The organism is Kitasatospora sp. NPDC029312, assembly GCF_055569215.1.
Genome location: NZ_JBVHXY010000015.1, coordinates 42,204 through 62,270, shown reverse-complemented (window position 1 = coordinate 62,270; position 20,067 = coordinate 42,204). Strand labels below are relative to the sequence as shown.

The 20,067-nt window shown below is 75.4% G+C and carries 14 protein-coding genes; 9 read left to right on the top strand and 5 right to left on the bottom strand.

Translation table 11 applies throughout. From position 1 onward, the window contains the following. Positions 1-96: 96 nt before the first annotated feature. A complete protein-coding gene (locus tag ACZ4WV_RS15010) occupies positions 97-2,052 on the bottom strand; it encodes a hypothetical protein (protein WP_465746584.1) in 1,956 nt (651 codons plus the stop codon). Positions 2,053-2,286: 234 nt separating this feature from the next. Here ACZ4WV_RS15010 and ACZ4WV_RS15005 point away from each other — a divergent pair, with 234 nt between their 5' ends. The 5 genes from ACZ4WV_RS15005 (at position 2,287) to ACZ4WV_RS14985 (ending at position 10,162) form a co-directional block, all read left to right on the top strand. Next, positions 2,287-4,041 (top strand): carbohydrate-binding protein, encoded by a 1,755-nt coding sequence (locus tag ACZ4WV_RS15005; protein WP_465746582.1) that lies wholly within the window; start codon positions 2,287-2,289, stop codon positions 4,039-4,041. Between the two features lie 76 nt (positions 4,042-4,117). Continuing rightward, the gene (locus tag ACZ4WV_RS15000) at positions 4,118-7,492 is read left to right on the top strand and encodes a right-handed parallel beta-helix repeat-containing protein (RefSeq protein ID WP_465746580.1); all 3,375 of its coding nucleotides are present in this window, start codon (positions 4,118-4,120) and stop codon (positions 7,490-7,492) included. Next, a complete protein-coding gene (locus tag ACZ4WV_RS14995; RefSeq protein ID WP_465746578.1) occupies positions 7,489-8,688 on the top strand; it encodes a S8 family serine peptidase in 1,200 nt (399 codons plus the stop codon). The genes ACZ4WV_RS15000 and ACZ4WV_RS14995 overlap by 4 nt, the downstream gene beginning before the upstream one ends. A gap of 206 nt (positions 8,689-8,894) precedes the next feature. After that, the gene (locus ACZ4WV_RS14990) at positions 8,895-9,350 is read left to right on the top strand and encodes a hypothetical protein (protein ID WP_465746576.1); all 456 of its coding nucleotides are present in this window, start codon (positions 8,895-8,897) and stop codon (positions 9,348-9,350) included. A gap of 224 nt (positions 9,351-9,574) precedes the next feature. After that, positions 9,575-10,162 carry a sigma-70 family RNA polymerase sigma factor gene (locus ACZ4WV_RS14985; RefSeq protein WP_465746574.1) on the top strand — a complete coding sequence of 196 codons (588 nt, stop codon included), beginning with the start codon at positions 9,575-9,577 and terminating at the stop codon, positions 10,160-10,162. Here the strand turns inward: ACZ4WV_RS14985 and ACZ4WV_RS14980 are convergent. Further along, complete coding sequence (locus ACZ4WV_RS14980; protein WP_465746572.1) at positions 10,102-12,996, bottom strand: AfsR/SARP family transcriptional regulator; 2,895 nt, start codon at positions 12,994-12,996, stop codon at positions 10,102-10,104. The two genes, ACZ4WV_RS14985 and ACZ4WV_RS14980, sit on opposite strands and share 61 nt — an antisense overlap. 315 nt (positions 12,997-13,311) lie before the next feature. Between ACZ4WV_RS14980 and ACZ4WV_RS14975 the strand changes: the two genes are divergently transcribed. Both ACZ4WV_RS14975 and ACZ4WV_RS14970 read left to right on the top strand, forming a co-directional pair. Then, positions 13,312-15,738: an AfsR/SARP family transcriptional regulator gene (locus ACZ4WV_RS14975; protein WP_465746570.1), complete on the top strand. Its 2,427-nt coding sequence runs from the start codon at positions 13,312-13,314 to the stop codon at positions 15,736-15,738. A 309-nt stretch (positions 15,739-16,047) separates the two neighbouring features. Beyond that, positions 16,048-17,988, top strand: a complete 1,941-nt coding sequence (locus ACZ4WV_RS14970) for a chitinase (protein ID WP_465746568.1) — start codon at positions 16,048-16,050, stop codon at positions 17,986-17,988. Positions 17,989-18,064: 76 nt separating this feature from the next. Here ACZ4WV_RS14970 and ACZ4WV_RS14965 read toward each other — a convergent pair whose 3' ends face one another. The 3 genes from ACZ4WV_RS14965 to ACZ4WV_RS14955 are packed head-to-tail and all read right to left on the bottom strand — an operon-like array spanning position 18,065 to position 18,845. Continuing rightward, positions 18,065-18,292 (bottom strand): hypothetical protein, encoded by a 228-nt coding sequence (locus ACZ4WV_RS14965; protein WP_465746566.1) that lies wholly within the window; start codon positions 18,290-18,292, stop codon positions 18,065-18,067. Then, positions 18,289-18,495 carry a hypothetical protein gene (locus ACZ4WV_RS14960; protein ID WP_465746564.1) on the bottom strand — a complete coding sequence of 69 codons (207 nt, stop codon included), beginning with the start codon at positions 18,493-18,495 and terminating at the stop codon, positions 18,289-18,291. Before ACZ4WV_RS14960 ends, ACZ4WV_RS14965 begins: the two co-directional genes overlap by 4 nt. After that, positions 18,492-18,845 (bottom strand): hypothetical protein, encoded by a 354-nt coding sequence (locus ACZ4WV_RS14955; RefSeq protein ID WP_465746562.1) that lies wholly within the window; start codon positions 18,843-18,845, stop codon positions 18,492-18,494. The genes ACZ4WV_RS14960 and ACZ4WV_RS14955 overlap by 4 nt, the downstream gene beginning before the upstream one ends. A gap of 99 nt (positions 18,846-18,944) precedes the next feature. On the opposite strand from ACZ4WV_RS14955, the gene ACZ4WV_RS14950 reads away from it, so the two are divergent. Together ACZ4WV_RS14950 and ACZ4WV_RS14945 are read left to right on the top strand one after the other, a co-directional pair. Continuing rightward, the gene (locus tag ACZ4WV_RS14950) at positions 18,945-19,772 is read left to right on the top strand and encodes a helix-turn-helix domain-containing protein (RefSeq protein ID WP_465746560.1); all 828 of its coding nucleotides are present in this window, start codon (positions 18,945-18,947) and stop codon (positions 19,770-19,772) included. Further along, positions 19,769-19,975: a DUF397 domain-containing protein gene (locus ACZ4WV_RS14945; protein ID WP_465746558.1), complete on the top strand. Its 207-nt coding sequence runs from the start codon at positions 19,769-19,771 to the stop codon at positions 19,973-19,975. The genes ACZ4WV_RS14950 and ACZ4WV_RS14945 overlap by 4 nt, the downstream gene beginning before the upstream one ends. The last annotated feature ends 92 nt before the right edge of the window (positions 19,976-20,067 follow it).

Below are 20,067 nucleotides of genomic sequence, written 5' to 3'. Positions count from 1 at the left end.
TCTTTCCCCCCCCCCCCCCCCCCCCCCCCCGCCCCCCCCCCCCCCTCCCCCCCTCCCCCCCCCCCCCCCCCCCCCCCCCCCCGCGCTGGGGGAAGGTCAGTCCGCGGCCCGGCCGCGACGGCGCTCGCGGGCCAGCCCGAGGGCCATGGCACCGACGACCATGGTGCCGCCGGCCACCGTCAGGACGGTGGACAGGTCTCCGGCGCCGGTCGAGGCCAGGCTGCTGCCGGGCGGTGCCGTCGCGGCGGCCACGGCGGCGGCCGCGCTGCTGTGGCTCGCGGACGGCGCGGCCGCGGCCGGGCCGGTGCTGTGGGCCGTGGAGGGCGCGGTCGTCGGTGTCGACGTGCCGGCGGTACGACTGGCCGTCGGGCTGCCGGCCGGGGTCGTCGCCGGGCTCGTGGGCGGCACGGCCGCCGGCTCGGGGGCCGGGGCGGTGCCCCCGCGCTCGGCGAGCTGCTGGGCGTACAGACTCTTGGGCTGCACCGGAGTGCCGGTGGAGACCTGCACCCCGCTCTGCTGGCCCTCCACGGGCTTGCCGACGGTGCCGAACGCCCAGTTGTGCGCGGTGGGCGGGTTCTCCACGCCGTAGTAGCCGACCTCGGCGTTCCACATCACCTGGTTGGCGCCGGCCCAGCCCTGACCCGTGCCCGCGCTCGAGCGGTTGGTCAGCGCGAGGTCGTCGCTGGGGCCACGGGAGTGGAGCATGGTGATGTCGTCGTACAGGGTGCCGGTGGCCCACCGCTGGTGCGGGCCCGCGTCCAGCCGGAAACCGCCGACGTTGTCCGAGGTGCAGTGCGAGAAGACGTTCGGCCCGGGCACCCGGGGCCCGGTCAGCCAGGCGTGCACGTTGCTGCCGCTCACCTTGCAGTTGACGACCAGGCTCAGCTGGCCGTCGATGCTGTACGCGCCGGGCTGGGCGAACGGTGCGCGCTGGGGGATCGCCTTCTCCATGCCGGTGGCGGAGGTGTCGGTGATGGTGACCCGGGAGGCGGTGCTGCCGATCGAGCCGACGCCCGAACCGAACCGGTCGGCGGCGATGTCGCGGGCCCAGGCGTCCTGGACGGCGGCGAAGCGCACGAAGCTGCTTTCGAAGTAGCCGTGCTCCTCGTACCCGGCGGCCGAGGTGAAGGCCGAGCCGTCGGCGCTGAAGCCTTCGACGCCCGCCTGGCTGATCCGGCCGGGGAAGTCGTACGCCCACACCTTGGCGTGGGTGAACTCCTTCTCCAGGGCGTTGGTCAGCGGGACGTCCAGGGTGATCCGGTTGCCGTCGACCGCCGTGACGGTGCGCTGGAACTCCAGGCCGTCGTTGGGGGTCCAGGGCTTCGAGGCCGCGCCGTTGTCGCGGTCGGGGATGTGGTCCATGCCGATGGCCTTGATCCAGGGGTCCTCCTGCGGCCGCTGGACGATGACGCTCTGGCCGACCTTCAGTCCGGCGGCCGAGTCGAGGGTCAGCGTGGTCGCGCCGACCGGGACGTAGGCGTCGGTGACGGCGTGGTCGGCGCCGCTCTTCTTCGGCTCGCCGTCGCCGGAGACCTCCACCAGCGCGCGGGGGTCGCCGGAGGCCACCAGGTGGGTGCCGCCCGAGCCGCTGCCGGCTCCGCGCAGCACCACCCCGGAGGCCTTGATCCGCAGCGGCTTGCCGAGCCGGTAGGTGCCGGCTTTCAGCAGCACGGCTCCGCGCAGGCCGTCCGACCCCTGCGGCAGGGCGGCGACCTTGTCGAGGGCCTGCTGGATGCGGTCGGTGTCATCGCCGTTGGCGGCCGGGTCCAGGGTGACGGCGACCTTCGCGGTGGGCAGCGGCTGGGTGCCGTTGCGGTAGCCGGCGTAGCTGAAGTCGGGGATCCGGTTGCCCTGGGCGTCCTTGCCGTAGACCAGGCGCCCGTTGGCGAACTTCAGCCAGTCCGTCGAGTCGGGCGCGGCCTGGCCGGGGTTCGGCCGGGGATCGGCGGCGAGGGCCGCCGGTGCGGCCCAGGCGGCGCCGAGTCCGGCCAGTGCGGACACGGCGACGGCGGCTCGTAGGGCGGTGCGCCGACCGGCGCGGGGATGGGACATGGACTCTCCTCGGTCGGGACCTGAAAAAGTTCGACAGTGTGAACGCCCCGGCAGGCTCAGGCGGTTCACCGTCGACGGCGAACCGCCGCAGCGGTGCCGGAGTGCCGTCCTCCGAGGAATCGGCCGGACCGGTGAACCCCGCGCCGGTGCCCGTCCGTGCTCTGTGCGGGGCGGATCGTCGGAATTCGTCGGCCGCCCCGTGGAAGCGGAGAACTCAACGGACCAGGAGCTGCGGTGGGCACGGGCCAGAACGTGAGCGGCGGCGAATCGACCGGGTACCAACTGCCGGCGATCGCCTGGTTGGTGGAGGAGGGCGACGAGGTCGGCGCGGCGGAGCCTGCCGTGGGCCCCGAGCCGGGTCCGGTGGCGCCCGTGGGGCGCACCAGGTTCCCGTCCGCTCCGGTCGGCGCCCCGGTCGGCGCTCCGGTGGAGCCGGTCCTCGCCCAGCCCTTCGCCGCCCGGGCCGGGAGGACCGCACCCGCCCAACCCGAACCTGCCCAACCCGAACCCGCCCGGCTCGGGCCCGTCCAGCCTCAGCCCGCGAAGCCCGAGCCCGCCGGGGCCGCGGAGGCGGCCGCATTCGGCGTGACCGGGCTCGGTCCGGCGCCCGTCGCCGCGCCCACCGGCCCGGCGGCCCGGCCCGGCGCCGCCGGCGCCCGGCTCACCGCAGCCCGGCCCACCGCCGCAGGGCCCCAGGCGGCCCCGCCCGGCACCGGGCGGCCGGGCGCCGCCCAGGCCGCTGCGGGAGCGGCCGCCCAGCCCGGCACCCCCGAGGCCGAGCCCGCGGCCGGCCGTCCCGGCGCGCTCGGCACCGCCCGGTTGGGCGCCCTGCGGCAGGCCTTCGTCCGGGCCCCCGCCCGGGCCGCGCGCACCCTCGCCTCGGTCACGCCCGCCCGCGCCGCCGCCACGCCCGAGGCCGCCGCCCCCGAGGCGGACGGGCTCGGCCCCGCCCAGCCCGCCGGTGAGGGGTGGGGCGGCCGGCTGCGCGGCCTGCCCCGCCCGGCGGTCGCGGCGGCCGCCGTGGGCGTGGTGCTGATGGGCCTGCCGCTGGTGCTCGGCCGGGGCGAGGGCGGGGCCGACCCGGTCGAGGCGACCGGTGCCACCGGGATGAGCCGCGCCGACACGCCGGTCCCGGAGCCCGAGGCGTCCGGCACGCCCGCCGGAACCCCCGGCGGGACGCCGTCGGCCGGTGCCGCCCCGACCGCCGCTCCCACCGGGACCCCGACCGATCCGGCCACCGCCGGGGCGCCGGCCCCCGGCACGCCCGACCAGCCCGCGGCCCCCGCCCCGGCCGGAGCGGCGCCCCTCGCCCAGCCCGCCGGCGCGGTGTTCGCCGCGCCCGCCGGGGCGGCGACGGCGGCCCGCTCCGCCACCGGCAGCGCGCCGCGCGACTCCGGCCAGCCCGCCGCCCCCGGCCCGGCCCAGCCGCCGGCTCCCCAGCCGGTTCCGCAGCCACCGGCTCCCCAGCCGCCCGCGGTCGTCCCGCCGCCGGCCAAGCCGTCCTACGCCGGTACCGCCGGGCCGGGTTGTTCCTCGTCCGGCACCGGTTACGCCGAGAAGGGCCGGTCCTCCGGGTCGAAGGACTGGGTCACCCGCTCCGACGGCGGCGGGGGCTGCGGCGGGCAGTACACCTCGGTGCCGATGTCCGGGGACCGCACCAAGGACGACGAGAACTCGGTGGTGTGGACCTTCACCACCGGCCAGGTCTCCTCCGGCAGCTGCCGGCTGTCCGTCTACGTCCCCGACAACGGGGACATCAAGGCGGTCGGCGGCGCCCCCGCCTACTACACCGTGCAGAACGGCGGCGGCACCGTCGGCTCGTTCTCGGTCAACCAGCCGCAGAACCTCGGGCAGTGGGTGAGCGCCGGCACCTACCCGGTGAGCGGCGGCCGGATCGCGGTCGTGCTCCACACCCGCGGCATCGACTGGGGCAGCACCGCCGGCGCGCACCTGGCCGCCTCGACCGTCAAGGCCGACTGCACCGGATGACCCGCCCCACGGCGGGCCGGACCGGGTGGCACGCAAGCAGAGTGACACGCACAGCAGAACGAAGGGAACACGAGCCATGTCGCGCCACGTGCTGACGGTGTGCCAGGAAGAGAAGGCCGGCGGCACCTACCGCACCATCGGCGAGGCCCTGGAGGCGGCCCGCACCGGGGCGGTGATCTCCGTGCGCCCGGGCCGGTACGAGGAGAACCTGGTGATCACCAAGATGGTCACCATCGCCGCCGAGGACGCCCGTGGCACCGTGCAGATCACCCCGCGCCGCGGCTGCGTGGTCCAGGTGGTCGCCGAGGCCGTCCAGCTCACCGGCCTGGTCCTGCACGGACAGGACGAGGAACTGCCCGCCGTGGACGTTCCCCGCGGCCAGGCCGCCCTCCAGGACTGCGAGGTGGTTGGCAACTCCTGGACGGCCGTGCTGACCCGGCAGCAGGGCGCGCTGGCGATGCGCGGCTGCCGCGTCGTCAACTCCGCCGGCGCGGGCATCGTGGAGACCTCCACCGGGGCCAGCGTCATCGAGGACTGCCTCATCGAGCACCTCGGCACCTCCGCGCTGGTGATCGGCGAGGGCGCCAACCCCGTCGTGCGCAACTGCGTCATGCGCGACGCGCGCGGCAACGGCGTGTGCGCCAACGGCGAGGCCCGGGGCACCATCGAGGGCTGCGAGATCTCCACCACCGACAAGCCCGCGATAGCCCTGGAGGAGCACAGCACCACCCGGGTGCTGCGCACCGCCGTCCGCGACTCGCCCGTCGGCGTCTACGTCAGCTCCGCCGCCCGGGTGCTGCTGGAGGACTGCACGTTCACCGCCACCGCCGGCCACGGCATCGTGCTGGGCGGCGGCACCGACCCGCTGCTGCGCCGCTGCCGCACCGTGCGCACCCGCGGCCACGGCATCCACGTCACCGCGCGCTCCCGCGGCACCTTCGAGGAGTGCGAGGTCAGCGGCGCCGAGACGGTCGGCGTGCACGTCGCCGACTCCGCCGGCCCGGTCATGACCAGGCTCGCCGTCCGCGACTGCGGTGACACCGGGGTCGAGCTCACCGGGGAGAGCACCGCCGAGCTCGACCGGCTGGAGGTCCGCGACGTCGGCGGCGCCGGGGTGCGGATCAGCGAGGGCGCCAACCCGCTGCTGCGCCGGATCACCGTCACCGACGCGCGGGGCAACGGCGTCGAGGCCGTCCGGGACGGCCGCGGACGGCTGGAGAACTCCGAGATCCTGGCGGCCGGCCGGGCCGGGGTGGTGATCGCGGACGGCGCCAACACCTTCGTCGGCGGCACCACGGTGCGCGACGCCCAGGGCTCGGGCATCCACGTGGGCGCCGCCGGGGTGGCCTCGCTGCGGGACTGCGAGGTGATCGACTCGGCCGAGGACGGCCTGGCCGTCGACGACGGCGGCGACCTGACCTGCACCCGGGTCCGGGCCCGCGGCAACCGCCGCCACGGCACCCGGATCGGGGCCGGCGCCCGCGCCGTGCTGACCCAGCTGGAGGCGCTGGACAACACCGGCGACGGGATCCGGGTCGACTCGACCGACGCGGTCCGCGTCACCGGCTGCACCGTCACCGGCAACCGCGGCTCCGGCCTGCGCCAGACCGCCCCCAGCACCCGGCTCTCGGTGGAGGACCTGCACAGCCAGGACAACCGCAACCCCGACGCCCACGGCTCGGCCGCCGCCGACGCCGGAGTCCGGGGCACGGCCGCCGCCGCGGTGCGGTCCGGCGAGTCCGCCGACTCCGAGGAACCGGCCGACTCCGGCGAGCCCGCCGCGCCGGCCGAGCCCGCGGTGCAGGGGCCGCTGGAGGTGCTGGAGTCGCTGGTCGGCCTCGCCGCAGTCAAGGAGCAGGTCGCCACCCTGGTCAACCTCAACAAGCTGGCCCGGCGCCGCGAACTCGCCGGCATGCCCGCCCTCCCGATGAGCCGCCACCTGATCTTCGCCGGACCGCCCGGCACCGGCAAGACCACCGTCGCCCGGCTCTACGGCAGCATCCTGGCCGAGCTGGGGGTGCTGCGCAGCGGCCACCTCACCGAGGTGGCCCGGGCCGATCTGGTCGCCTCGATCATCGGCGGTACCGCGATCAAGACCACCGAGGTGTTCACCGAGGCGCTCGGCGGCGTGCTGTTCATCGACGAGGCCTACACACTGTCCGCCGGCTCCGGGGGCAACGGCCCCGACTTCGGCCGGGAGGCGATCGACACCCTGGTCAAGCTGATGGAGGACCACCGCGACGACGTGGTCGTCATCGTGGCCGGGTACTCCGCCGAGATGACCGACTTCCTGGCCAGCAATCCCGGCCTGGCCTCCCGCTTCAGCCGGACCGTCGAGTTCGCCAACTACGAGGTGGCGGAGCTGGTCACCATCGTGGAGCGCGCGGCCGCCGGCCACGGCTACGAACTCGCCGACGGCACCCGGGAGGCGCTGACCGCGCTCTTCGAGCGGATGCCCAAGGGCCCGGACTTCGGCAACGGCCGCGCGGCCCGCAAGGTCTTCGAGGAGATGGTCGACCGCCAGGCCACCCGGCTCGCCCAGCTGTCCGAGATCACCGACGCCGACCTGGCGCTGCTGGTCGCCGAGGACACCGGGCTGGAGGCGGACGGGCCGCGGCAGGCCTCGGACAGCACCGTCATCCTGGAGGAGCTGCGCGCCATGGTCGGCCTGCCGGCCGCCAAGGAGCAGGTCGAGGACCTGGTCAACCTGATCACCCAGGTGCGCCGCCGGGAGGAGGCCGGGCTGCCGACCGCCGCGATCAGCCACCACCTGGTCTTCGCCGGGCCGCCCGGCACCGGCAAGACCACCGTCGCCCGGCTGTACGGGAGGCTGCTCGCGGAGCTCGGCGTGCTGCCCAAGGGTCAGCTGGTCGAGACCGCCCGCGCCGACCTGGTCGGCCGGTACGTCGGCCACACCGCCCAGCTCACCAAGGAGGCCTTCGACCGGGCCCGGGGCGGCGTGCTCTTCGTCGACGAGGCCTACACCCTCACCCCGCGCGGCGGGGCCGGCAACGACTTCGGCCAGGAGGCCGTCGACACCCTGATGAAGCTGATGGAGGACCACCGCGACGAAGTCGTGGTGATCGTGGCCGGCTACGAGGACGAGATGCGCGGCTTCCTCGCCTCCAACCCCGGTCTGGCCTCCCGCTTCTCCCGGCAGATCGAGTTCGAGCACTACACGGACGAGGAACTGGTCACCATCGTCGGCCTGCACGCCGAGAAGGCCGGCTACGTGCTGGCCCCGCAGACCGTCGACGCGCTCGCCGAGGCCTTCGCCACCATGCCGCGCGACCGCACCTTCGGCAACGGCCGCACCGCCCGGCAGACCCTGGAGGGCATGATCACCCGTCAGGCGGGCCGGCTCAGCCGGCTCGACGTCTCCGACCTGGCCGAACTCAGCCTGCTGCTGCCCCAGGACGTCGCCCCGGTGCGGTCGGGCAGCGCGGTATGACCGGGCGTCGTTGGGCGGGCGCCGCGATCGCCGGTGCGCTGCTGGCTGCCGCCGCTCCACCGGCCGGGGCGGCGCCCCCGGCGCCCACCGCCTCGGCCACGGCGGAACCGCCGCCGCCGCTCGCGCAGACCAGGCAGGACGTGCAGAAGGACGGTTGCCTGAAGCCCTCCGCGCGCCCGGCCGACACGGCGGGCTGGGCCCAGGCCGCCCTGCGCCCCGAGGACGCCTGGCCGCTGAGCCGGGGCGCCGGGGTCACCGTCGCGGTGGTCGGCTCCGGCGTGGACGCGGCACTGCCGGCCCTGGCCGGGCGGCTGCAGCTCGGGCCCAGGGTCTACGGCACGGGGGACGCGGGCCGCGACTGCGTCGGGTACGGCACCTTCACGGCCGCCCTGGTGGCCGGCCGCCGCACCGCCGACGGCGGCCCCGCCGGCCTCGCCCCCGAGGCCCGCGTGCTGTCGGTCGCGGTCACCGACGACGCCGGCGCCACCACCCCCGACCTGCTGGGCAGCGGAATCCGCTCCGCCGTCGACAAGGGCGCCCGGGTGATCGCGGTCGAGGTGCCCGTCCCCGGACCGAGCGACGCCCTGAGCGACGCGGTGAAGTACGCGGCGGCGCGCGGAGCACTGGTCGTCGCCCCGGCGGCCCCGGACGGCCGGGGCACCAGCTCGCCGGTGTTCCCCGCCTCCTATCCGGGGGTGCTCGCGGTCTCCTCCACCGGGCCGAACGGCACGTCCGCCGGCGGCTTGGACGGGCGGGTGGACCTGGTCGCCCCGGGCGAGGGCGTGACGGGCACCGGGCCCGGCGGCGGCCTGTTCACCGCCTCCGGACCGGGCTGCGCCACCGCCTACGTGGCCGGGGCCGCGGCCCTGGTGCTCGCGCTGCGGCCCGAGCTGACACCGGAGCAACTGATCCGGCGGCTGGAGGCGACCGCCTACCACCCCGGCACCCGGCTGCCGGACGCCGCGGTGGGGTTCGGGGTCGTCGACCCGGTCGCCGCCGTCACCGTCTCCTGGTCCACCGCCTCCCCGGCGTCCGTTCCGGGCGTCCCGGTCCGGATCGACCCGGGGCCGGACCGTTCGAAGGCCTGGCGGGCCCTCGCGGTGGCGGGCGGCAGCGCCGGACTGGTCGTGCTGGTCGGCTTCGGCGGGCTGGCCGCGCGGCTCGGCCGCCACAGGGCGGGACGCGCCGCCGGCTGACGGCCCGGCTCGGGACCGGGGCGGGGCGGGGCGGTCTGCGGACCTGTGCGCCGCCGCTCTCCCGAAACGGTCGCTTCCGCGCCGAACGGTTGCCGCCACGGTGAACAGCTGCGGGCATGTTCTCCGTTCAACTACACGACAGTGCCGAGGCACGGCAGGCGAGCGGCTCGCGTCCAGGGCCGGGCAGACGGGTGAGGTGGACTCCGATGGCGATCACGGCAGTGGACCGCGACGGTGACAGGGCGACGGTCATGACGGACGGCCCGGGCGGCGGCGGACCGCTCGAGGAGGCGACGGCGCGGCGGCTGATCGCCGCCTGGCTGGCCGGTGACGCGGAACCGGCGCCCGCCCCGTCCACCGGCGCGACGAGGACTGCCGGGGCCCTCCCGGCCGGGTGGGGCGTGCCCCCGGCCACCGCCCGGGAGGTCGTCGGCACGGCCCGACGGACGGCCCTCCACGGGCTGGCGGGGCGGGTCCGGCCCACCCCCGGCGCCGACCACCTGGTGCTGGCCCGCGTCCTGCTGGTCGACGAGCATCCCTCGGCCCCGACCTGGACCCAGCGCGAGCGCGCCGACCTGGCCGGCTGGATCGCCGTCCTGGTGCTGCGGTTCGGCGAGGACGGCGTCCAGCGGCTCACCGCCGCACTCGCGCCCCGGACCTGAGCGCCCGTCCGGCACGGCTCAACGTCCACCAACGCCCGCCAACGCCCGCCAACGCCCGCCAACGCCCGCCAACGACCGCCAACGCGGCGGCCGCCGCGGCCGTTGGGCGGACGTTGGCGACGGCTGGGACGGTTTTCCCGTCAGGGCGAGACACCGGGGCTCACCACGAAGACACCCCCGCGGTCGCCCGCCGATGCCGTTGTACCGGAGCGAAGGACAGAGCAGTGACCGAGGAAGCCGCCGCTTCACCACGATCCGCCGAGCAGCGGGCCGAACACCCCCGTTCGGGCCGCGCGACCCTGGACCAGGACACCTTGGCCGAGCTGTACCGGGTGCACGGTCCGGGCCTCCTGCGCGCCATGCTCCGGGTCACCAGCGGTGACCGGGGCAAGGCCGAGGACATCCTCCAGGAGACTTTCCTGCGGGCCTGGCAGAACCCGGCCGCCATCGAGCGCGGGATCGAGGAGAGCCGCCCGTGGCTGTTCACGGTGGCCCGCCGGATCGCCATCGACCACTTCCGGACGGCCTCCTCCCGGGCCCGGGAGGTCCCCGACGACGCGCACGAGCACCACGCCGCGACCCACGACCCCTACGACGAGGTGCTCACCGCCCAGGACCTGGCGACGGCCATGGCGGAGCTCCAGCCGCACCACCGCGACGTACTGGTGGAACTGCACCTGAAGGGCCGTTCGACGGCCGATGCCGCGTCGGCGCTCGGCGTACCGGTCGGGACGGTGAAGTCCCGCAACTTCTACGCGGTGCGGGCGCTGCGCCCGATCCTGGTGGCCCGGGGGATACCGGTCGCGGTCTGAGCCGAGAGCGCCCCGTCGATCGTGGCGATCCGCGCCGTGAGCTCGGCGACGGCGCCGGTGTCGCCGAGGTCCCGGGACAGCTCGACCGCCGTGCGCAGCCGCGCGGCGGCCGCCACCGGCCGGCCGGTGGCCAGCAGGAAGTCGGCGTAGCGCTGCTCGACGGCCGCTTCGAGGTGGCGCGCGGCGCTGGCCCGGCAGCGCGCCACCGCCTCCTCCCAGGTCCGCTCCGACTCCTCCACCAGGCCGAGGAGCCGCAGTGCCTGGGCCTCCTCGGCGAGGGCGAACAGGTGGAAGGTGGCGTGCGGGTGCGGGGCCAGCAGCCGGCGGGCCTCGCGGGCGTGGCGCAGGGCCGTCGGCCCGTCGCCGCTCAGGTTCGCCAGGGTCGCCGCGTTGCTCAGCACCGTCGCGCCCGCCTGGTGGAGGCCGAGTTCGTCCAGCCGGCGTACGGTCGCGTCGGAGAGCCGCCTGGCCTCGGCGAGGTCGCCGTGGTCGGCGAGCGCCACCGCCAGCACGGCCATGGTGTAGATCTGCGCGGGCCCGTCGTGGTCGCGCGTGCGGCCGTCGGCCCGGCGGGCGAGGACCAGCGCCTCCGCCGGGCGGCGCTTGCCGCTGAGGGCCCGCGCGGTGGAGGCCTCCAGCAGGGCCGTGGCCACCGGATCGCCGGTGCGGGTGGCCGCGGCGAGGCCGTGCCGCAGGCAGTCGAGCCGGTCGGTGAGCCGCCCGGCGCCGAAGTAGAGGCAGTTGGCGAGGAAGGCCAGCCGCCAGGACCGGTCGTCCTCGCCGGCCTCGGTACCGGCGGCCACCAGGGCGCGCACGGTGGGCTCCTCGGCGCGGAACCAGTCCAACGCGGATCGCACGTCCGGCAGCTCGGGCAGTACGGGCGGCGGGAACTCCACCGGCCGCTCGAACTCGGTCAGGTGCGGCTGGAGCAGCCGGGCGCCCGCCATGACGGCCCTGAGGTGGTAGTCGAGCAGGCGGACCAGCGCCTGGTGCCGCTCCTGCGGCGGATCGGCGTCGAGCAACTCCCGGCCGTAGAGCCGGATCAGGTCGTGGCGGCCGTACCGGCCCGGGGCCGTTTCGGTGAGCAGGTGGTGGGCGGTCAGCGCGCCGAGCGCCCGCCGGGCCTCGGCCGGGGGCGCTTCGAGCAGGGCGGCCGCGGTCGGTACGTCGATCTCCGGCCCCGGCGGCACCGCCAGCAGGGCGACCAGCCGGACGGCGGCCGGCGGCAGCCGGCGCAGCGTCAGGTTGAGGGCCGAGCGCACGCTCACGCCGCCGTGGGCGTCCAGCGCGGGCAGCCGGGTGCGCTCGTCCTCGGCCTCGGCGACCAGGTCGCCGACGGTCCAGGCCGGTTGGGCGGCGAGCCGGGCGGCGGCGATCCGCAGGGCGAGCGGGAGGTGGCCGCACAGCTCGGCCAGCCGCCGGGCGGCGGCCGGCTCGGCGGCGAGCCGTTCCTCGCCGAGGACCTGGGCGAGCACACCGAGCGCGTCGGTCTCGGGCAGCGGTTCCAGCCGCAGCAGCGCGGCTCCCTCGGAGACGACCAGGTCCTCCAGGGTGTTGCGGCTCGTCACCACCGTGGCACTGCGCGGTCCGGCGGGCAGCAGTTCGGTGACGTCGGCGGCGCTGCGCGCGTTGTCGAGCAGCACCAGCAGCTCGCGCTCGGCGGTGAGCGCCCGGTAGAGCGCTCCGCGCCGGGCGCGGTCCTCGGGGATCTCGGCCTCGGCGAGCCCGAGCGCCCGCAGGAAGCAGGCCAGCACCTCGGCCGGGTCGCTGGGCCGGGCCGGGTCGAAGCCCCGCAGGTCGTGGTGGAGGTGCCCGTCGCGGAAGCCGGCGGCCGCGCTGTGGGCCCAGCGCACCACGGTCGCGGTCTTGCCGGCGCCGGCCGCGCCCACCACCACGGCCAGCGCGTGGTCGGGGCGGTCGGGGCCGCAGGCGTGGTCGAGCCAGTCGAGTTCGGCGCTCCGGCCGACGAAGCCGGGCGTGCGGCGGGGCAGCGGGCCGGTGACGGGCCGGGCCGGAACTGCGGCGGGGTGGCGCAGGGCGGCCGGCCGGTCCCGCACCTCGGGGGGCTCGATCCGGTCGCGGGTGTCGCCGTGGGCCGGAGTGGCGGGCTCGTCGGCGAGCACCGCGGCCAGCGCGGCCTGCAGCGCCGGGCCCGGGTGCAGGCCCAGCTCCGTGGCGAGTCCGGTGCGCGCGCGGTGATAGAGCCTCAGGGCCTCGGCCGGGCGCCCCGCCTGGTGCAGGCAGCGCACCAGGAGCGCGGTGACCGGCTCCTGGAGCCATTCGGTGTGCAGGCGCTGTTCGAGTACGGGCAGGGCGGTGCTGCCCTGACCGGTGCGCAGCAGCCGTTCGGTCCAGTCGTGCACGGCCTGCTCGTACGCGCGGTCCAGCCGGCCCGCCAGTTCGCGCCGCTGTTCGGTGTCGGGCAGGTCGGCGAGTGCGTCGCCCTCCCAGAGCCGCAGGGCCTCGCCGAACAGGGCGGCGGCCGTCCCGTCGTGCGGTTCGTCGCCGGCACGGGCGGTGAGCGTGTGGAAGCGGTGGACGTCGACCGACTCCGGGTCCCCGTTGAGGAGGTAGCCCGAGGGGTGGGTTTCCAGCGTGAGGGCGGTGCCGTTCAGGTGCTTGCGCAGCGCGGCGACGTGCCCCTGGAGCACGGCCTTGGCCTGTACGGGGGGTGCTTCGTCCCACAGCAGGTCGTAGAAGCGCTCGACGCGTACCCGGCGTCCGAACTCCAGGGCCAGCAGGGCCAGTACGGCCCGGCGTTTGGCTCCCGACACCGGAACGGTCGGTCCGTCGTCGGCCCTGAGCTCGGTCGGCCCGAGCAGCCGGATGCGCATGTACTCCCCAGGGGTTCGGCGACCGGCAGAGCTGCCGGGAAGCCATTTAATCATCCTTTATGTGCGGTGCTTCTACGCGCGTCGACCGAGGTGGCCGGAGGCCTTCCCGAGACGGAGATGCCGTGTCCACGATGAGCGGAAGGTGAACTCCGGGCGAAGCTTGGGAGCCGACGATCACCGATTTCGGTAGGCAAGTACCAAGCGGCAAAGGATAGTTGGGTTTCCTTACCAATCGCGGGGTGGGCTTGGACGAAGATCAGCAACTTCATATCCTCGGGCCGTCCCGTTCCTCCGTCCAAGGCGCCAGGAGAAAGTGTGCGCGTCCGGCTGCTCGGCCGAGTCGAAGTCCGCTGCGAGCAAGGGCACCCCGTCGTCGTGGCCGGCGCCCGTCGCCGGGCCGTGCTCGCGCTGCTCGCAAGTGAGTTGAACCGCCCGGTCCCGGTCGAGCGGCTACTCGACACGGTGTGGGACGGCGCGCCGCCGCCCACCGCCCGGGCCGCCCTCCACGGTCACCTCTCCGCCGTCCGGCGCGGACTCGGCGACGGGCTCAACCTGCTCACCAGGCCCGAGGGGTACCTGCTGGTCGGTGACCCGGAACTGGTCGACGCCGAGCGCTTCGAACGCCTGACGGCCGCCGCCGAGGAGGCCGCCGACACCGAGCACGCCATCGCCCTGCTGCGCGAGGCCCTCGCCCTCTGGACCGGGCCCGCCCTGACGGACTGCGGCTCGCGGACCCTCGCCGAGACCACCGGCCGGCGGCTGGACACCGCGCGCGCCGTCGCCGCCGAAGGGCTCGCGGAGCGACTGCTGGCGCTGGGCCGTGGCGCCGAGGCGCTCACCGAGCTGCGCGCCGCCGTCGCCGCCGACCCCCTGCGCGAGCAGACGGCCGTCCTGCTGACCCGCTGCCTCCAGCAGGCCGGCCGGGCCGCCGACGCGAAGCTCCTCCACGAGCGGGCCCGCTCCAGGCTCGCCGCCCACGGCCGCACGTCGGGCCGGCTGCTGCGCGAGGCGGGCGAGGCCCTCGGCTGCTCGGACGGAGCCGCTGCCACCGCCCCGGCCGGCCACGCGCTGCCGCGGAGCACGGACCACGCGCTGTCGCGCATCGCCGACCACGCCCTGCCGCGGATGGCCGGACAACTCGTCGGCCGCGCAGCCGAACTGCGCCGGCTGGACGAGGCGACGCTGCGCGCCGAAGGCCGTCCCGTGCTGGTCACCGGCGTCGCCGGCGCCGGCAAGAGCAGCCTGGTGCTGCAGTGGGCGCACGCCCACGCCGACCGCTTCCCCGACGGCCGGATCCACCTCGACCTGCGGGGATTCGGCGAGGAGGAGCCGCTCACCCCCGCGGAGGCGGTCGCCGCGGTGCTCGGGCGACTGGGCGTCCCGGCCGACGAGGTGCCGCCCGACCCCGGCCAGGCCGCCGAGCGCCTCCGCACCCTGACCGAGGGCCGCAGGCTGCTGCTCGTCCTCGACGGCGCGCGCTCCGCCGCACAGGTCGAGCCCCTGCTGCCCGCCTCACCCGAGCCGGTGGTCGTCATCGCCAGCCGCTCCCGGCTGACCGACCTCGTCGTGCGCGAGGCCGCCATCCCCCTGCCCCTCGGCGGCTTGGCGGAGCAGGAGGCCGTCGACCTGCTCGCCCGGGTGGCCGGAGCGGAGCGCGTCGCGGCCGAGCCGTGCGCGGCCCGGCGGCTGGCGGCGCTGTGCGACTGGCTGCCGCTGGCACTCCGGGTGGCCGGCGCGCGGCTGGCCTCCCGGCCCGCCTGGTCCCTGAACGACCTCGCCGAGGAGATGGCCGACCGGCGCACCGGCCTCGCCGCCCTCGCCACCGGAGGCATGCTCGGGATGGCGACGGCGCTCGACCGGAGCGTGCGGGTCCTGCCCGAGGAGGCGCGACGCCTGTTCACCCTGTCCGGACTGCACCCCGGCGAGACCCTCGACACCGGGGACGCCGCGGCGCTGACGGGCGTCTCACTGGTGCGGGCCCGCCAGCTCCTCGCCGAGCTGGACGCGGCGCACCTCGTGCTGGAGGCCCTGCCGGGGCTGTTCCAGGTCGACCGTCTCGCCCGCCTCTACGCCGTCGAGCTGGCCGCCGAACTACCCTGCCCGGAACGGGTGGCAGCCACCCGACGACTGCTCGACCACGTGGTGCGGGCGGCGGGCGCGGCACTGGAGTGCGTGACCGGAGCCGTTCCCCCGCAGGGCGCTTCCGCCCGGGCGCTGGAGACCGCGGAGCAGGCGCTCGAGCTGGCCCGTCGGCTCATCGGTGAGCTGGCGCGCGAGACGCCCGAGCCGACCGTCCCGCAGCGCGTCGCCGACTCGGTGCCGGCCGCGGACGCCGAGCAGGTCGCCGACTCCGGGCGGGTGCTCCTGGTGGACCGGTTGAGCCGGATGCTCGAGGGCGTCCTGGGGAGGACCACGAGCGCGAGGCGGAGCGACGGTACGGCGCTTCCCCGCCGCGCCCTTGCGGCGGACCGGGGCGGCGCGAGCCCGGTGGGGGAGCCACCGGCTCCCGCACCCCGGGCCCCGGGCGCGACCCCGGCGGGCGTGGCCACCGCGGGCGTGGCCGCGGACGGCGCCGCGCCGGAGGTCCTGGAACGGCTGCTGGACGAACTGCTGCGCGGCGTTCCGGTGCAGCGGCGGGCGGGGCGGCCTGACGGGCCCCGGCGGGCGGCGGACGCGCGGGCCGCTCCGTCGGCCGCCGGACCGGACGGGCCGTCAGGGCCGCGACCGGCGGCGCCCCCATGACCGGGCGCCTGAGCCGCTCCGCAGGGGAGGTCGACCGCCCGGCGGGCCGGTCCCGCGGACAGTGAACCGGACGCGGGGGCTGTTCCGTGTCCCTCGCTGAGGACCCCTCCGTACGGCGGTGACCGCGAGGGCCGTGCACCCGCCACCGTGCGCGTCGGCACCGTGCGCGTCGGCACCCCCGAACGGGCTCCCGCCCCCCGGCGGCTCGGCCGGACCGGCGCCGAGCCCCGGTCCGCCCGCCGTTCCAGGACGAGCGATGCCGTGGCCGCGGGGTCCCCCCGTCCCCTTCCAGCCAGGAGGTCCCCTGCCATGTCCAAACACCGGCTCAGCCGTCGACGGCGGATCGCCGCCGCTGCCACCGCGCTCGCGGCCGGCGGCGTCCTCATCGTCGCGCAGAACGAGGCCCCGGCCGCCGCCACCGACCCGATCGGCCTCAACGCCGTCTACGAGTACTTCGGTTGGGGCGAGTCGGGCGACGCCCAGGACCCGGTCGAGGTGATGAAGGCGACCGGCATCCGGCAGTTCACCCTGGCCTTCCTCCTCGCGGGCCACGGCTGCGAGCCGGCCTGGGACGGCGAGCGCGCGCTGACCGGAAGCGACGAGGAGGCCAGGATCAAGGCCATCCGCGCCGCCGGAGGCGACGTGGTGGCCTCGTTCGGCGGCTGGGACGGCGACAAGCTCGGGGAGAAGTGCGCCGACGCCACCCACCTCGCCGCCGCCTACCAGAAGGTGATCGACGCCTACCAGTTGAAGGCGATCGACATCGACATCGAGAACACCGAGCTGTCCGGCGCCGAGTCCCGTCAGCGGGTGGTCGACGCGCTCAAGACGGTCACGACGAAGAACCCCGGCCTGCGGGTCTACGTCACCCTCAGCACCGAGGAGAACGGCCCCGACGCCGCCGGCACCGACCTCATCACCAGGGCGGCCAAGGCCGGCCTGGCGGTGGACGGCTGGGTGGCCATGCCCTTCGACTTCGACCGCCACAGCGGCACCGTGGTGGACGCCACCGAAGCCGCCCTCGCCGGCGTCCAGCAGAGTCTCGTCAAGTCCTACGGCTACGACGCGGACACCGCCTGGCGCCACACGGGCCTGTCGTCCATCAACGGGCACAGCGACTCCCCGGACGAAGTGGTCTCCCCGGCGGACTTCCAGGCCATGCGGGACTTCGCCGCCGCCCACCACCTCGCCCGCTTCACCTTCTGGGCCGTCAACCGGGACCGCTCCTGCGCCGGGGCGTTCTCCAAGGACACCGCGTCGAAGTGCGGCGGAATCCAGCAGAGTCCGTACGAGTTCACCAAGATCGTGGCCGGCTACCACACCGACTCCACGCCCTCGGACGGCGCCGCGCACTGCCCCGGCCCGGCCGTCACCACGAATCCGAAGCCCTCGACGACCGCCCGGCCCGCGGACGACGGGAAGACCCCCTCGCCGTCGGCCACCGCCGCCCGGCACGACGACGAGACCCGAAAGCCGAGCTCGGAGGCGCCCCACTCCCCGGAGGCGAGCGCCTCGCAGAGCCGGCGCCTGGTGAGGACGGAGACCGAGCAGGCCAGGAAGGCGAAGTCGACGAAGGGATCCGACGATTCCGACGGTTCCGACGGTTCTGACGACTCCGGCGCCTCCGGCGACGACTCGCCGAAGCCGAAGGCCACCACCGAGCCCGCCGAGCCCACCGGCAGCCCGGCGTCCCCCAAGCCGAAGAAGACCGAAACCGCGAAGCCCACCAGCCCGCCCGCCTCCCCGGATCCGACTTCACCGTCCGTCTCGCCCACCAAGCGCCACGCCTCGCCGACGGCCACCACGACCCCTCCGCCCGTGCCGGGCACCCGGACCCCCACGGCGGACTGCGGTCCGACGGCCACTCCGGTGGTCACCCCCAGCGCCACAACGAGCGCCACGACGAGCGCCACGAGCGCGGTGCCGAGCGGCCAACCCACCACCACACGACCGACGCAGCAGCCGACCCCGACCCGCACCACCGCGCCCGGCACCACCACCCAGGCCCCCTCGCCGTCGGCCACCCCCACCACGACGCCGACCACGAGCCCCGCCGCCACGGCGACCACCCCCGCCGCCGCGCCCCCGCCCACCCCCACCGGGGACACCCGCAACCGGCCCCTCGCCTCCACCGGCGGCGGTGACGCCACCGGCGTCATCGTCGCCGGAGCCGGCGCGCTGCTGCTGATCGGCGGCGCCTTCGGCATGGTCGGTACCCGCCGCCGTCGCCCCACCGGGGACCCGCAGTAACCCCCGGCCATACGCACGGCACTTGACCGGCCCCGTCCCGCCCACGGCAGGACGGGGCCGATGCCTCCCCGTGCCGCTATCGGGCGTCGTCGGAGACGGAGCGGACGAAGGCATCGGCGGCAGCCCGGCTGTAGAAGCGCCTGATCCTGCCCGAACTGCCGTGCACCCGCACGTATCGGTGCCGGTCGCGGTCCCACAGGGCCCAGCACTCCAGCATCAGGAAGTGGGGGCTCCGGGAGTCGATCAACCGGATCTCGTGGCGCTCACCGTGGCCGACCGGCTCGTCGGACCGTTCGGCGGTCATCCGGTGACCCCGTCGTCCGGAGCGGGCCGGTCGTTGACACTCACCCATCGGGCGGCCTGGTGGTACGAGTAGAACCGCAGCGGTTCGGGCGCGGGCGGCAGCGCCTTCACCAGATTCCCGGTCCTGTGGTCCCGGATGACCCAGACCGGGTACCAGGCTCCGTCCGTGATGTCGGCGGGAACGATCCCGTAGCGCGGGCTCATCGACGGATCACCTGGACGAACCCGCCGGCCCTCTCCACCTGTCCGGCGAAGTCGTCGTACTCGCCGTCGATGGGCGACACGGCCGCCTTGGACGGGATCAGGATCGCACCGGAGGTCCTGTCCTTGACCGCCTGCAGCGCGGCGAGGAGCAGGGGACGCTGCTCAGGGCACTTGTCGGTCTCGTCGTCCACGACGGTCAGGGACACCTCCCACCCGAAGGCCAGTGCGTACTCCTCGCAGCTCCGCATCTCCAGCTCGGGAAAGCCGGGGCCCGTTCTGGCGAGGTAGATCACCACCTGGAAACGCTCGATGCCCTCGTGCTGGACAGATGGGGGCGACTGCAGCCTCAACGTCCGCTCCTCTCCGTAGTGAAACGACTACCGGGAGCGCCAACTGTCCTCTAGGCTTGAGCAGCCTTCAACCTGTCAGATGTGCTTGGAGAGGCCTGGATGAACAAGGCTGAGCTGAACCCTGACTCTGGTCCTTCGGCCAAGTTCGGCATGTTTCTCCGCAGCTTGCGAGAGGAGCGAGGGTGGACCCAGGAAGACTTGGCACTGTCGATCGGCTACTCGCCAACGCACGTGTCAGCCGTCGAAACTGGTCGCCGCCCCCCAACGGCACGGCTGTCGCGCGAACTTGACAAATCATTTGGGCTGGACCGGGTCTTCGCCCGTAAGGCGCTCGACCTCAAGCATTCGGCGCTGCTGGAGGGCTTCCCGGAGTATGTCGCGCAGGAGGCCAAAGCCACCGAGGTGCGGTTGTTCACCCTCGGGATCGTGCCGGGGTTGCTCCAGACCATGGCCTACGCGCGCGCGATCGCGACGGCCGCCGTGGACCGGGACAACATCACCCAGGACCAGGCCGACGAGCGGGTGGCCTACCTGGCCCGCCGACAGGCAAACCTTCGCCGCGAACCGGCGCCCGTGATCCATGCAGTACTGGACGAAAGCAGCATCCGCCGGCCAGTCGGCGGTCCTGAGGTGATGGCCGATCAGCTAGACCACCTGACGGAGTTCGCCAGGATGCCGCACACCGTGCTTCAGGTTGCCCCGTACGCGATAGGTGAAGCCCGGCCGTTCGACCTTCCGGTGAACATCCTCACCCTCGCCAACCGGTCGTTGATGTCCTACGCGGAATCCGCACAACAGGGGCACCTGGAGCGGGACAGTGACGCGGTCCGGCCTACGCTCACGGCCTACTATCAGCTGCAGGCCCTCGCACTCTCGCAGGCGGAGTCTGTGGCCTTGATCAGCCAGCTAAGGGAGGAACTGCCGTGACCGCCGAACCTCATTGGTTCACATCCTCGTACAGCAGCAACGGCGGCGACTGCGTAGAGGTCGCGGGTAACTTGGCCGCCTCTGCCGATACCGTCCCCGTCCGTGACTCCAAGGACCCCGAGGGGCCGGCCCTGAGCTTTCCGGTCGAGGCCTGGGCCTCGTTCGTCTCGGCCGTCCGGGCCGGGGAGTTCGGCGCGGTCTGAGCACGTGGGGGACCCGGACCCCGGGGGGGGGGGGGAGGGGGGGGGGGGGGGGGGGGGGGGGGGGGGGGGGGGGGGGGGGGGGGGGTTGGGGT